The organism is Streptomyces sp. ISL-96, from assembly GCF_018614035.1.
In the GTDB taxonomy this organism is placed as follows: Bacteria; Actinomycetota; Actinomycetes; order Streptomycetales; family Streptomycetaceae; genus Streptomyces.
Genome location: NZ_JAGGPA010000059.1, coordinates 57,236 through 70,890, shown reverse-complemented (window position 1 = coordinate 70,890; position 13,655 = coordinate 57,236). Strand labels below are relative to the sequence as shown.

Here is a 13,655-nt window from a genome sequence, read left to right as displayed (position 1 = left end):
CCGACTCGGGGTGCCAGGCGGTATCGCGTCATCAGCCGCGCGCAGGTGTGTCTCACGCCTGGCCCCCGCCTCCGCGAGGTACGACCATGTCGGTCAGCCGGGCAGCACCCGGTTCGAGGGACGACCAGGCCCCTGGCACGCCCAGCACGGCGATAGCGGACGTCGGGAACTTCGTACGGGCCTGATCCAGCGCGTAGCCTTCCGCCTCACCGGCAAGCAGCAGAACCAGCTCCTGCACGCCGGGGTTGTGCCCGATCACCATCAGCGTCCGCACCTGCGCGGGGATCTCCCGTACGACGCCGAGCAACTCCTCAGCGCTCGCCCCGTCGAGGCGTGCATCGTGGATCGCCGGCGTGGTGGTGCCGAACTCGGCCGCTACGAGGTCCCACGTCTGGCGGGTGCGACGGGCGGAGGAACACACGACGAGGTCGGGAACGCAGTCGGCCTCGCGCAGCCAGCGGCCGGCTGCCGGGGCGTCACGGCGGCCGCGCGGGGCGAGCGGCCGCTCGGAGTCGGGCACATCCGGCCAGGCGGACTTGGCGTGCCGCAGGACGACCAGGCGCCGGGGGTTGCCCGACGTCATGGCGTCGCCCAGGGCTGGTGGCCCACTTGGCGTGCGAGGTCCAGTCCGAGGACGCGGTCGAGAAAGGCGAACGTCTCGAACTTGGCACCGGCCGGCACGTCGGCGCGCGTCGCCATACGGTCCAGCATCTCCAGGACAGCGGGGACGCCGAGATCATCGGCGAGCGCGGCATGAGCCTGTCGCAGCACGTCTGCGGGGATCGGCCTGGACGGCTCCTGCGCCCAATCGGCCACCTGCTCCCGCCAGTGGCTCAGCATCCGCCGGGCCTCGGCGAGCGCGGTGCTGGTGACCGTGACCGGCGTGCGGAAGTCGTGGCCGAGCAACAGCATCCTCACAGCCAGCGGATCGGTTCCCGCTGGGGCGAATGCGTCAAGGAGACCCGAGGCGAGGAGGTGGCCACGGTCCGGGACACCCCCGTCCGGGGATGCTGGGCTGACCTGGCCCACGTCGATCCAGACCCCGCCGACGGCGTCCCGTCCGGGGGTGCCGTGAGCGAGCAGGTGCACATCGGCAGCGGCGCAAAGCGTCTCGGCCACATCGTGAACACCGACGGTGGCGGGCGGGTGGATGCCGAGAAGGGCCATGGCGCGATCGAGCGCCTGGGCTTGCTCATGCGGCAGGTCCGGCACGGTGAGGACCGTGAGGGACTGCAGGCCATGCAGCTCCGCGGTGCGCGCCAGTACGTCACCGGTCAAGGGCGCCCTCAGGTGCACCGCGCCGATCCCGGTGTCGATGACCGGCAGATGGACGCAGATGCGCAGCAGGTGGCGGTGTGCGGAAGGAATCTCCACGAAGCGGCCGGTGCGGTTGTCGGCGATACGCAGCATGATGCGGAGGCTAGTCGTGGAGATCTCCGGTACTGCGGAGGACCTGACCAGGATGCCAACGTGGTGGAATACCGCGCGTCGGGCGGTCGCGAGGCCCCCCTTTTCAGTCCAGCTCTATGCCTGCCAGCCAGCAGGCGCGTGCCCCATCCATGCCCTTAGTGGCGGTGAACAGCGGTCAATGAGAGGGGCCCGGAGAATCCTCCGGGCCCTTCTCACGTCCGGTCAGAGCCAGGAGTCCCAGATGCCGTACGCCGTCGATCGGCTCACGGCCTCGGCGCCCGAGGCGTCCAGGCGTACGACGCGGTAGTAGTACAGGCCGAGCCGGTCCTCGTGCACCGTGGTGTCCATGGAGAACGCGGCGTCACCCATCGTGCCCTCGGCCAGAGTGACGTAGGCGGCCGTGGCGGGGTCCCAGCGCTCCACACGATAGCTCGCGAACCGGGAGCAATCCCCGAGGCCGGAGCTCTCGGAGCAGCCGACGTACAGCTCCGGGTACTGGCCCTGACGGACCCCGGTCTCCGTCCATCCCGGCGGCCGGGTGTCGGGCAGGGTGACTGAGACCTCGGCGGGGTGGAGGACATCGAGTGGCTCGTCGTCGTGCTGAAGCCGGTCGTCCGTGGCGGCCACCTTGTAGACGTGGGTAGCGCCGTCGGGGACTGTCGGGCAGAAGATCTCGGTCGTGGCCAAGGAGCTGCCGGTCCAGCAGTTCTCCTTCCAGACCGTCTCGCCGCTGTCCGGGTCCGCGATGCCCTGCCACACGTGGTAGCCGGTGACGTCGGCATCGGCGGGCGGCGTCCAGGTCAGCCGGACGCCGAGCGGGACGCGTTCCGCGGTCAGGTTCTGCACCGGGGCGGGACGCTCGGTGTCCGGGGTGGTCTCCTTCGCTGCCGGGCCGGGCTGAGAGACATGCCCGTACCGGTCGGTCGTCACGACTCGGTACTCGTACGTCGTCTCCGACTTGCCCTGGACGTCCCAGCAGGTGCCGTTGACCTGCTTGCGAGCCGACAAGGGGGCGTTGTCGTCCGCCCAGGTCCAGTACGTCTCCGGGTCCTCCAGCGGCTCGTCCTGCGAAGTGAACGGCTTGCACTTGTCCACGACGCTGGTCTCGCCGGTCACGGTGTCGGTGCGGACGATCTTGTACGTGGGAAGGGGCGTTTCGTCGACGGTCCACGGGTCGACGCTGCTCCACTCCACCATCACCCCCTCATCGAACCTGTGGGCGGTGGTCTTGAAGGCGGGATCGCTTCCGGCCGGTCGGCCATCTTCAGCGTAATCTCCACCGGCGCGGCGGCGTTGCCCTTGGCGTCCACCGAGCGCACCGCGTACCGGTAGCTGTCGGCGACGGCGGCCAGCTGGCGCGGCACCACGTCGGTCTGCGTGGTGGTGCTCTCCTGGGGCCGGGCGTCGCCATAGCTGCCGGTCGCCGGGTCGTACTGGAGGACCTGGTACGAGGCGGCCCCGGTGACGGGTGACCACACCAGATGCGGAACGCCCGACCGGTACTCGACGCGGAGCTGCGCGACGGCGGCCGGCGGGGTGAGGTCGGGGGTGGTGAACGCCGTGGCGGCCGAGTAGGCCGACCAGTTCCCGGCGGCGTCCCGGGCCCGGCCCCGGTAGGTGACCTTGCTGCCGTCGGCCGGATAGCCGGTGTCGCAGATCGCGCCCTTGGCACCGGAGTAGACGGTGCTCCAGCGGTTCGTGGTGGCGTCGAGCCGCTGCATCTCGTACCAGGCGATGTCGGCGGCGTTCTTCGCGGTGGTGACCAGCTGTGGGGCCGCGTAGGGCTGGTCGGGCGAGCACGCGTCCCACTCCACGAAGGGCGCGGCGGGCGGCGTCCTGTCGACGGTGGCCACGAGCTGGTCGGGGCTGCCGCCGGAGATGTTGCCCGCCTTGTCGACGGCCCGCACCTCGTAGTAAAAGGCCGCGCCGGTCTTCGGCAGGGTGCTGTCGGTGTACGACGTGGCGGTGGTCGTAGCGAGCGGCTTGCTGACGTACGCCGTGCCCTTCGGCCGCCGGTAAACCCGGTAGTTCGCAAGGTCCATCTCGCTGTTCCTGGACCAGGTGAACTTGGCCGCTCCGGTGGTGGTGTCGTAGGAAACGGCCGCACCCGTCGGGGCGAGGGGCTTGACCTTGTCGACGTCGACGGAGGTGCGCGGCGTGTAGGCGTACTTGACGTTCGCGGTGCCCGTCCAGTTGGCAAAGTCGATGCGGAGCGCGTGCTTGCCATGGGGGATCGTCACGTTGACCGTCTTCTTGACGGTGGTGGAGACGTTCTTCCACAGGTCGATCTTGCGGACACCGTCGAGGTAGACCCGTATGCCGTCCTGGGCGGACACCGTGAACGTGAAGGGGCCACCCGAGCCGAAGTCGCGCGTCACCGACCAGCGCACGCCGAAGTTGTTGGACGGTACGCCGGAGACGGGAGCGCTCGTGCCCCAGTTCTGGTCGATCGCAGAGTCGCAGTCCGTCTTCTTCGGCGTGCCCGTGAACGTCGTGTTCGCGAAGAACTGCCGTTTGAAGACGGGGGAGGCGCAGCTCACCGCCGCGGAGGCGGGTACGGCGGTGGCGTAGAGCACTCCGCCTGCCGTGGCCAGAACCAAGGCGGTGGCGGTGGTGCGTCTGGCTGGGTTCATCAAGTCCTTCAGTCCTGTTCGGCGGCAGATGTCGATCAGACGACGCTGAACAGGACCCACAAGAGCGTCGGTTGGTTGTACGAGCCTCAGCCGGTCACCGCAGCGGTGACAGCCCCGTCGCTCGGGAGGCAAGGTCTCCAGTACCTCACCCCCGCCCAGCGCCGGCGCAGCGGGGCTCGCCGACGGCATGGAGCGATCCGCGGTTCGCCCGGCGAAGCCCACGTTCTGCGCCGTGAAGAACACCGAGTTCCAGGACCGAGAGGGCGTTGACATGACCAAGCTTTGCGGCAGTCGCGTCCGGATCATCTCCCCCTGACGCACCAGCCCCCGTCGAGAAGATGCGCCTCGGCGCCTCCTCATCAGGAGGGCCCGGGACGTGCACCCTTGGTGGACATTCACAGCACCCCGCTGCTCGTGCCCCATCCGTGCCCAGCCGAGCGATCAATAGCGGTGAACAGGGGCGCCGAGAGACCACGCCCGGAACATCTCCAGGGGGGCGTATCACCAGGTCAGGCATGTTCGGCCGCCGTAAGCACCGTTGCTTCCCAAGCTCAGAGCGCGAGTTCGATTCTCGTCACCCGCTCCAAAGAAAAAGGCCCAGGCCAGGGACATGATCCCCGACCTGGGCCATTGTGTTGTCTAGACCGATTCAGGCGTCGCCCACCACCTGAGCACCACTCCGCACCATCTAAGGCGGGTACCTGCTGTCAACAACGGTGAGACCCCCAGCGCTGCAGACGCCCACTGGTCGCATCGGTCCAGGACAGAGACCGGCAACATCCTTCTCAGGAGTCCAACGCCTTGAGCGCACAGCGGAGCGCGTTGCGGGCGACTCCATGCGTGTGCATGTGCGCAGCCCTCGGAAGGAAGATCCACCGCGAGCTCGCCCTCCTCAACCCCCCGCCGCAGCGCCTCCGCGATGGGTAGATACGTTCCGCGTGGACTGGCCTCCGACACTGGGGCTCCTATGGCGTCTCTGCATTGGCTCACTGCCAAGCGTCCCACGGTCGTTCGGCGAAGCGGGTCCGTTCCCCGCTTCTACCGCGGAGGGTGGGGCGTCGGGCCAGAAACTGGGCGCGACGACGCCGTCCAATAGACTGCCTGCCCATGCCAAATTCTCTTGCGGTTGGCCCCGCTGCCACGGCCATAGTCATCCGCGTCGCCACACAGCCCGCCCGGCGTTCGATGCAAGTCGGGGGAATCATCGCTGCGCTGAGCGCCGCCCTCGCCATTACGGTCGTGGGAATCTGCGCCCGGTCCGCGGTCGATTCGGCCGAGGCCTGGCCGTCCGTTCTGGGCGGCGCCATCTCGCTGACACTCCCTGCGATCGGTGTCCGCGCGGGCATCAGGACGTTCCGTGCGGGTCTGGACTGGCGCAGACTCTTCGTGGCCGCCGACGAAACCGGGCTTTGGGTCAGCAACGGCACAGGGCTGAAGGCCATCCGCTGGAACACTCTCGCTGCGACGGCCCTGCACTGGAGCAAGGCCGAGAACCCCACCGGTAAGGATTACTCGATCGAACTGTGCCCGACGGTAGCCGTCGACCCCGAGGACCCCGTCCTGGCAGGCTTCGTCCGTGATGACGAACCCTTTCGCCCGGGGCTGCCTCGACTGCGCTACCGCTTCAACGGCAACTACCCGTATAGAGAAGCCTTGGTCAAGGCGATCCGCCACCACGCTCCGCACTTGTGGGCCGGTGAACACGAACGCGAGCCGGGTTACATCGGCAGGCCCGTCAGCGAGCCGGAGCAGCAGCGGCGCTAGGTGCGGCGCTGCTGCTGAAACACTGTCCGGTGTGTCCGACTGTCCGGTTAGGCCGCTGACCTGGCGCCTTGCCCCGGACATGACTGGGTGTAAGGCCCGCAAGCCCCTCCTGGGCGCCAGCGGGGCGTACTCGACTTGGACGCCCTGGTGGCCAAGTACTGGCCGGAGTTCGCTGCGAGCGGCAAGGCGGACATTCCGGTGCGCCGGCTATGTCCCACCAGGCCGGCCTGGTGGCGCTGGACCAACCAGTACCGCTGCCAGAGGCGTTGGCCTGGCATCCGATGGCCAACGCACTGGCCGCGCAGCGCCCCCCTGTGGACTCCAGGCACGGCGCACTGATATCACGGCCGGACCTGGGGCTGGCTGGTCGGCGAGGTTAACCGCTGGGTGTCCGGCCGTGGCGCACCAGAAGGGCACCAGATGGCGCGGGGAACAACGGTCAACAGCGGTCCGTCTCTTGAGCATATGGCGGAGTCCTCGGACGTCATTCCGCCCGGTCAGATCACCGAAGTCTCCCGACCCGACGATTCCCAAGCGCAGAGCGCGAGTTCGGTTCTCGTCACCCGCTCCAGAAATGCCCAGGCCCAGCGGTCTGGGGCTTTCTTGTTGCTAGACCATTTTAGGGTGCGTGCCATTCGCGTGCCGTTCAACCGCCTCACCCAGCGGTCCGACCCCAGCGCCCGAGCCCCGTGCCGCCCAAGCCCGCACGGGCACGGGCACGCGTACGGCCCACGCTGTCCAGACGGAGCCGGTTCCCCGCCACCAGCCGGCCACGACAGAGCTGCAGGGTCGACGCCGCTGACGGCTGAAGACTGAGCAGCAGCAGGATCGAACGCGCGACCACGAGAGCACGGAGCCCCGGCTATCCGCGTAGGCGGATAGCCGGGGCTTTCCTCGTGACCAGGGCGACTCCGGCTGTCAGCCCGACGCTTCGCGCGGGTCAGTCGGCGGTGTGGATGCTGTTGTGATCGGCCGGGACAGACGTGTCACGTCTCACGCAGTGGGGCGGCCGCGAGACGACAGGGACGCCGGAAGCAGGCCGAGGGCGGCGAGTCCGGCCAGAACCAACAGGGTGGGGCCCGTCGCCGGGGCGGGCGGTGCCGGGGTCGCGATCGCGTCCAGGGGCCCAACGCTGGACGACCTTGGCAGCATCACGCTGGCAAACCCCGCGCCGGTGATTATCCATGTGCTGGACGGGTCGAGCCCGGACCGGGCCGCGATGCTGAGGACGACGAGGGCGATACCGGCGATCGCAGTCGGCGCGGTCCCGTATCCGCGGAGCGCGGCGCTGGCGACGGACTCGCCGAGGACCTCGCCGAGGACAATGAGCGCGGTCAATTGAATGCCGGGCGCGCGGCACGAGCCGGGTTGCGGCCTCGGCAATCGCCAGCTCAGGGGGCTACGGCAGGAGCATGCAGAGCGCGAAGGCGTCGTTGTGCAGGTCGCCACGTACTTTGGCCGGAAGAGCGTTGCTGCTGCAACCAGCGGGCTGATACTCATGAAGATCCTGTTGTCAGTGGTCTAAGCGATGCTGAGACCAGCTGCAGGGAGGTATCTACCACGAGATGCACGGGGGTTGCCGTGACGGGGTGGGACATCGCGCCCGCGGGGGTGCAGTCAGTGATCTCTCAGGTGAGAGAGGCTGCGGATGGTATGAGCGCCGGGATCCGGCTGTACGGGGCAAGTGTTCAGGGGGCGATGGAGTCGGCGGGCACACTGGCGTTCGGGGGAGAGAGCGCCGGAGGCGGTGGCCGGGCGACCGGGCTGGTTGCGGTGGCGTTGGGGCAGTTCGTCGAGGGGACCGAGACGGACGTGGCGTTCTTGCCGCTGCGTGCCAGGAACTCGGCGAACGGCGCCATCGAGGCGACCAATGCGTACCTCGCCGGGAGTCTGGAGCAGGCGTGGAACGCCCAGCGGCAGGCGACGCTGGCGCCTGACGTGACGGCGTTTCTGGAGGCAGCCCGCAGGCGGGCGGGCGAGAGCTGATCAGTCCGGAGAAGATACCCACCTTCACCGGTGACCTGGTCGCTCTGCAGCGGGAGATCACCGCTCTCCGGCGGGCCGCAAAGGCGATCAGCGAGCGGGGCAGCGATGTCCACACCCGCTTCCAGCATCTGAACGCCTCGTACAAGGCTCCTGAGGCGGGGCAGCTGCTTGCCACCACGCAGGCGGTGCAGGACACTTCGGGCACCTTCGCCGGCCGGCTGGAGACGGTGGCCGGGGCGCTGGAGACGTACGCGCTCGAAGTCGCCGGGCTCATCAAGCAGCTGGAGATGCTGCGCTGGCGGGCGGCGGTGTTCGTGGAGTCGGTCAAGGACGACGAGGGCCCGTTTGAGAGCTGGCGGAAGGACGAGGACAAGGTTGCCGAGCACCAGGCGATCTGGGACGGGGTGAACGCGGCGACCGCCGCGTTCCAGCAAGCCGAGGTGACCTGCGCCGACAAGATCACCGCATTGGTGGACGGCACTCAGTGGCACATCAACGACGGCAGCCCTAACCTCGGGCTTTCACCACGAGTGGTGTCCGGTAGGCGACCGGGAAAGCAGAAAGTGCTCCTGACCTGCAACGATAGGACTTGCTGAGGGTCCTGTACGTGGCGAGGAAAGAAGCACTTCCCAGGTGAAGAAGAGTATCGGGTCCTATCCGCCTGTCCGTGTCGAGGGCGGTGGCCGCTCGGTGGTCTCGCAGGCCGGGTCGGTGCTGCTGGTCGAGACGGTCCGCAAGTCCGGCCTGGGCAGCGCGATATCGGCGGCGCTGGCGCCGTGGCGCAAGCCGCGGGCCGTGCACGACCCCGGCAAGATCCTGCTGGATGTCGCGCTCGCGACAGCTCTCGGCGGAGACTGCCTGGCCGACGTCGGCCTGCTGCGGGCCGAACCGGGCGTGTTCGGGCCGGTGGCTTCTGATCCGACGGTCTCCCGCCTCATCGACGTCCTGGCCGCGGCCGGGCCGAAGGCTCTCACGGCAATCCGCACGGCACGAGGGGAAGTGCGGACTCGAGTCTGGGAGTTGGCCGGCGCCAACGCTCCGGCCGCCGACGGACAAGTGGTCGTGGACATCGACGGCGTGTTGGTGATCGCGCACTCCGAGAAGCAGGACGCCACCGCGACCTGGAAGAAGACCTTCGGCCATCATCCGCTGCTCGCGTTCGTCGACCACGGCCAGGACGGGTCCGGGGAGCCGGTTGCCGCGCTGCTGCGGCCCGGCAACGCGGGCTCCAACACCGCGAGCGATCACATCGAAGCCACCCAACTCGCCCTGGCCCAACTCCCCAAACACCTGCGGCGCGGACGGCAGACACTGATCCGTACCGACTCCGCCGGCGGCACCCATGCCTTCGTCGACTGGCTCTCCAAGCCGGGGCGGTGGCTGTCGTATTCCGTCGGGATGACCATCACCGAGGCCATCCACCAGGCCGTGCTGAAGATCCCGAAGCGGGCGTGGACGCCGGCCTATGACGCGGGCGGAACTGAGCGGCCCGGCGCCTGGGTCGCGGAGATCACCGACATGCCCGACCTGACAACGTGGCCGAAGGGGATGAGGCTGATCGTCCGCAAGGAACGGCCGCATCCCGGGGCCCAGTTGCGTTTTACCGATCTCGACGGACTGCGGCTGACCTGCTTCGCGACCAACACCAAGGGCGGCCAGCTCGCCGACTTGGAACTGCGTCACCGCCGCCGGGCCCGCTGCGAGGACCGGATCCGAAACGCCCGCGACACCGGCCTGCGCAACCTGCCCCTCCACGACACCGCCCAGAACCGGATCTGGCTCGAGATCGTCTCCATCGCGCTCGACCTGCTTGCCTGGATGCCGATGCTCGCCCTCACCGGTGACACCCGCCGCTGGGAACCCAAACGGCTCCGGCTCCGGCTGTTCTCGGCCGCCGCCCAACTCGTCCACACCGCCCGCCGCCGCTGGCTCCGCATGCCTGCCCGATGGCCCTGGACCGGCGTCCTCACCCAGGCGATCGACCGGCTCCAAGCCCTGCCGAACCCCGGCTGACCAGTCACTCCGGCCATCCCGACAACCGCACCACCACCCCGGAAAAGTGGAACCCGGCGCCCACCCGACGCGAGAGCCGGGCCCTCAACCTGCCCCGGCCCCGAAAAGACCGCACCACACAACCACAAAGTCCCCGTCAGCAGACTGACGGGGACTCATGAACGATCGAGGCTAAGACCGACCGGCAAATGGATCATTTGAGGCGCCGGGTGGTGGGGCGGCCGTCCCAGCGGTAGCGGCTCGTTGCTCGGCGGATGAGCATGCGGAGCGTGACGAGAGCGGCGGCGAGGTAGAGGTAGAAGTCCACGACCTCGCCGTTCCTCTCGGTGCAGCGCCGGAGCTTGCCGTAGTCGTTCATCCACGAGTGCGTGCGCTCGACCACCCAGCGCTTGCCTGCCTGGAGCGGGGCCGGCACGCCCTTGCGGGCGATCTCGGCCGTGAACCCCAACTCTGCTATCAGCGCACGGGACTTGGCGCTGTCGTAGCCGCGGTCGAGGTTGACGTTGACGGCGTCCGGCAGCGGGCCGACCTGCTCCTTGGCAGCTTCCAGGGTGGGTCCGAGCAGGGGTGAGTCGTGCCGGTTGGCTCTGTCGGAGACGATCCCGAGCGGGACACCGCAGGCGTCGGAGGCGACCGAGCGTTTCAGTCCCTGCTTGCCCCGGTCGACCGGGGATCGCCCCGCCTTGTCGCCGCCGGACGGGGCCTTGGTGATACAGCCGTCCACCGAGATCTCGCCCAGTCCGAGGCCGATCATCCGGTCGTACGCCTCAAGCGCCAAGGCGTGCACCTTCTCGGATATCCCCAGCCCGGCCCACTCCTTGACGCGGCGTCGGATCGTCCGGTCGGAGCATCCGGCTGTGGAGATGCGTTCGTAGCCGGAGCCGTGGACCAGTGCGAGCACGATGTGCTCGAAGACCGTCCGGTCGGCGATCCGGCGGCGGTGACAGCCCAGAGGGTGGTCCGCGACGAACTCTCCCCGGGCGGGCAGGAGTGCGGCGAACTGGTCCCAGAGGGGTTCGAGCAGGCAGGGTGGCACTGCGGGCACGGCCATCCTTCGTGATCACTGAGTGGGCGGTCATCGCGTCCCGCTTCCTGGCGGGTCCTGCGCCGCGCACGGTGCGACGTCACCCGCGATGACATGACGCCGCCTCAGTCGCACAGGGCTGCCATCTGTGCCTTCATCAGTCCCTTGCTTCGCGGGACGGGCGGCTCACCCTTCAGGTCCGCGCCGAGGTCGTAGACATTGACGGCCAGGACCAGCTGTCGCTCACTGTCGGCGGTGGTGAGGGACACGCTGGTGAAGCCGGGTCCGCCGCCGTCGGTCGCCCAGACACTGATCGGCTTGGTGTCCGGCTCCGAGCCGCATGGCACGTCCATGCGCTGCACGCCGAGTCCGTACGCCGGCGCGTCGGGGAACTGCACCGTGGTCAGGAGTTCGCGCTGCTGGGCGGGGCGCAGCAGCTTGCCGGTGAACAGGGCCCGGTGGAAACGGGCCAGGTCGTTGACCGTGGAGATCATGGCGCCGGCGGTCCAGTCGTACGACGGGCTGAATCGGGTCACATCGCGTCCCGTGAGGTCGTAACCGTGCAGATGAGGGCCGTGAATGGCCGGGTCGGTCAGCGGGAAGGAGGTGTCCTTCAGGCCGAGCGGGGCGAGAATCCGCCGATGAATTTCGGAGGGCGCGCTGTGACGTGTGACTGCCTCGATCACCAGACCGGCGAGTAGGTAGTTGGTATTCGAGTACGACCAGCCGCCGCCGGGCGCGAAGAGCGGCTTGTGCCGGACGGCTCGGGCGATCACCTCCCGAGGGGTGTAAACGTGGCCCCATTCGTGGCGCTCCAAGTAGGGGGCGAAGAACTCCGGCTCGGTGGTGGGGTCGTAGATGCCCGAGGTGTGGTTGAGCAGTTGCCGGATGGTGATGGCCCTGCCGGCGTTGCCGTTTCCCTGGACCACGCCGGGCAGCCATTTCTCCACGCTGTCGTCGAGCGAGAGCCGTCCTTCGCCCTCCAGCTGCAGAAGCACCGTCGACACAAATGACTTGGTGTTACTGGCAATTCGGAACCGCTGGTCCGGCCGGGCTCGCTCGCCGCTCGCCGTGTCCGCGAGCCCGGCCGCCATCCGTGACTCCCGCTCTCCGTGCCTGGCATACGCCACGACACCCGGGAATCCGTCCGCGACCGTCTGCTCGATGGCCTCCTTAAGGCCGGCGGGCGGCGAGGCCGACGCCCGCTCCGCCGCGGCCGCCGGGAAGACCCCTGATACCGCCAGCGCGCAAATCCCCGCCCACAGTGCTGCGGCCCCTGCACGTGCATTCACCGATTGCTCCTGTTTCTGTTGCCTGTGCCGTTCCTGCCCCAGCGTGCCGGGCCGCCGCACCAGTCGCCCATCCTGCTGACGCCCGGGTTGATACGGGGGCTGTCCCCACCCCCTCACCGTCCTGTCCCTCGCTAAGTCTGTGCATGGCGAGGTCCTGACCAACGTTGCCGAGACCCGGGCTGGGCTGATCAGGCCGCGCCATCCCGACGAACTGCAGGAAGGGCGACAAGGCGTCGACGGCGTGCCTGTACGAAGCGCGCCCGTGGCCGTAGTTGACGACTGAGCGTAGAGAACTCAATGATCACGCGGACCCATGCCCGCTGGTGCCCGCCCCACCTCTCCGACGCCTAATGCCGGTCGGTCTAAGCAGAAGAACCTTTACGGCTTCAGCGCCGAGCAGCTGGCCCAGGCCGATTCCCTTCCGTGGGGCAGTCCGGAGCACCACGAGATGCTGCCGTTCGGGATCGACTACCACCTGGAGCAGGTGGGGATCAGCGTGTGGGACAACGCTGCCGGCTCGGTCGAGGGACTGATCGATCTCTTCAGTCCCGGTGAGGAGGGAGGTGCTGCCCGCGAGGGACTGTTCCGGGTGATCGTCGGCGCTGAGGGCTATCTCCTCGACCCGCACGGCGATCGCGAGGACCTTTCGCCGTTCATGAAAAAGCTCATGGATGACAGCAAGTCGTTCGTCGCCTGGGACGACTGGGGCACCAACTCCGGCAAGGCAGTGGGCACGATCATCTTCAACGGTCTCACCCTGGGCGCCGGACCATTGGGGGCGGCCTCGAAGGTTGGCTCGGCGGCCGGCAAGGCGGGCGCGGCTTCCCGCGTGGCCGGCACTTTGGCCAAGGTGGGCGAGGTCCTGGACCCGATCGGCGCGGCAGCCAAGACGGTGGGCGTCGCCGCTCGCACCCTGCCCAGGGTCGCCGACCTCACCGCAGGGGTCCGCGCCGCCACCGCAACCGCGGGCAGGACGCACAGTTTCATCGAGTTCCCTGACGGTTCCCAGCTCCGCGTAGCAGACGGCCAGTTCACGCCCGGCAGGAAGGGCGTGCCCGACACCACCCCGGCACCCCACGAACCGGCCGCCGCCGCCCGCACGCCTTCGAGTGAGGCTCCCCGTCGGCACGAACTGGTCGGCGCGGGCGCGCGTGCACCCGAAGCCACCGGGCATACGGGCGACAACCTGCCACCCAACGCTAGCCATGATGTGTCCAGCGGGGCAGGTTCTCACGACAGCCCCTCGACCCACAGCGGTCACGCGGGCGTAGGTGACCAGCACGGACGTCACGAAACCGGGGCAGGGTCACCTTCCGGTGGCGGCCACGGAGCCGATACCCCGGATTCCGGCTCTTCGGCGCATGCAGACGCCACACCCCCTGCGGATGGCGGCGATGGCACCGGGAATGCCAATGACGGCCACGGCGGCGGCGAGAACCCTGGCCCTACGCCCTCAGCCCCATGGAGCGAGGGGGCGATGCCGAGCACCAGCTACGCGAGGGAATCCGCAGCATTCCCAAGAACACCATGAAG

General features: G+C 68.7%; 11 protein-coding genes and 1 pseudogene. 6 read left to right on the top strand and 6 right to left on the bottom strand.

Annotated features, from left to right (window positions below):
- Positions 1–52: 52 nt before the first annotated feature.
- The 3 genes and pseudogenes from J7E96_RS30270 to J7E96_RS38920 all read right to left on the bottom strand — a co-directional run bounded on the left by J7E96_RS30270 (position 53) and on the right by J7E96_RS38920 (position 4,043).
- Positions 53–583 carry a histidine phosphatase family protein gene (locus tag J7E96_RS30270; RefSeq protein ID WP_215135926.1) on the bottom strand — a complete coding sequence of 177 codons (531 nt, stop codon included), beginning with the start codon at positions 581–583 and terminating at the stop codon, positions 53–55.
- Positions 580–1,410, bottom strand: a complete 831-nt coding sequence (locus tag J7E96_RS30265) for a hypothetical protein (RefSeq protein WP_215135924.1) — start codon at positions 1,408–1,410, stop codon at positions 580–582. Before J7E96_RS30265 ends, J7E96_RS30270 begins: the two co-directional genes overlap by 4 nt.
- Before the next feature lie 222 nt (positions 1,411–1,632).
- Positions 1,633–4,043 (bottom strand): annotated as a pseudogene (locus J7E96_RS38920) (PA14 domain-containing protein).
- Positions 4,044–5,150: 1,107 nt separating this feature from the next.
- Between J7E96_RS38920 and J7E96_RS30255 the strand changes: the two are divergent.
- The gene (locus J7E96_RS30255; protein ID WP_215135923.1) at positions 5,151–5,807 is read left to right on the top strand and encodes a hypothetical protein; all 657 of its coding nucleotides are present in this window, start codon (positions 5,151–5,153) and stop codon (positions 5,805–5,807) included.
- Between the two features lie 147 nt (positions 5,808–5,954).
- Positions 5,955–6,146: a hypothetical protein gene (locus J7E96_RS30250; protein ID WP_374196731.1), complete on the top strand. Its 192-nt coding sequence runs from the start codon at positions 5,955–5,957 to the stop codon at positions 6,144–6,146.
- Between the two features lie 654 nt (positions 6,147–6,800).
- On the opposite strand, the gene J7E96_RS30245 is transcribed toward J7E96_RS30250, so the two are convergent.
- Positions 6,801–7,145, bottom strand: coding sequence for a hypothetical protein (locus tag J7E96_RS30245; protein ID WP_215135921.1), 345 nt, complete (start codon positions 7,143–7,145; stop codon positions 6,801–6,803).
- Between the two features lie 243 nt (positions 7,146–7,388).
- On the opposite strand from J7E96_RS30245, the gene J7E96_RS37830 reads away from it, so the two are divergent.
- The 3 genes from J7E96_RS37830 to J7E96_RS30230 all read left to right on the top strand — a co-directional run bounded on the left by J7E96_RS37830 (position 7,389) and on the right by J7E96_RS30230 (position 9,806).
- Positions 7,389–7,793: a DUF6507 family protein gene (locus J7E96_RS37830; protein ID WP_308296200.1), complete on the top strand. Its 405-nt coding sequence runs from the start codon at positions 7,389–7,391 to the stop codon at positions 7,791–7,793.
- 185 nt (positions 7,794–7,978) lie between these two features.
- A complete protein-coding gene (locus J7E96_RS30235) occupies positions 7,979–8,389 on the top strand; it encodes a hypothetical protein (RefSeq protein ID WP_215135918.1) in 411 nt (136 codons plus the stop codon).
- Positions 8,390–8,426: 37 nt separating this feature from the next.
- On the top strand, positions 8,427–9,806 hold the full coding sequence (locus tag J7E96_RS30230; protein ID WP_215135916.1) for an IS1380 family transposase: 1,380 nt from the start codon (positions 8,427–8,429) through the stop codon (positions 9,804–9,806).
- Positions 9,807–9,999: 193 nt separating this feature from the next.
- Here the strand turns inward: J7E96_RS30230 and J7E96_RS30225 are convergent, their stop codons facing one another.
- Both J7E96_RS30225 and J7E96_RS30220 read right to left on the bottom strand, forming a co-directional pair.
- On the bottom strand, positions 10,000–10,851 hold the full coding sequence (locus J7E96_RS30225; RefSeq protein WP_215135914.1) for an IS5 family transposase: 852 nt from the start codon (positions 10,849–10,851) through the stop codon (positions 10,000–10,002).
- Positions 10,852–10,955: 104 nt separating this feature from the next.
- Positions 10,956–12,122 carry a serine hydrolase domain-containing protein gene (locus J7E96_RS30220; protein ID WP_308296199.1) on the bottom strand — a complete coding sequence of 389 codons (1,167 nt, stop codon included), beginning with the start codon at positions 12,120–12,122 and terminating at the stop codon, positions 10,956–10,958.
- Between the two features lie 313 nt (positions 12,123–12,435).
- Here J7E96_RS30220 and J7E96_RS30215 point away from each other — a divergent pair, with 313 nt between their 5' ends.
- Positions 12,436–13,653 carry a hypothetical protein gene (locus J7E96_RS30215; protein ID WP_215135912.1) on the top strand — a complete coding sequence of 406 codons (1,218 nt, stop codon included), beginning with the start codon at positions 12,436–12,438 and terminating at the stop codon, positions 13,651–13,653.
- Positions 13,654–13,655 lie beyond the last annotated feature (2 nt).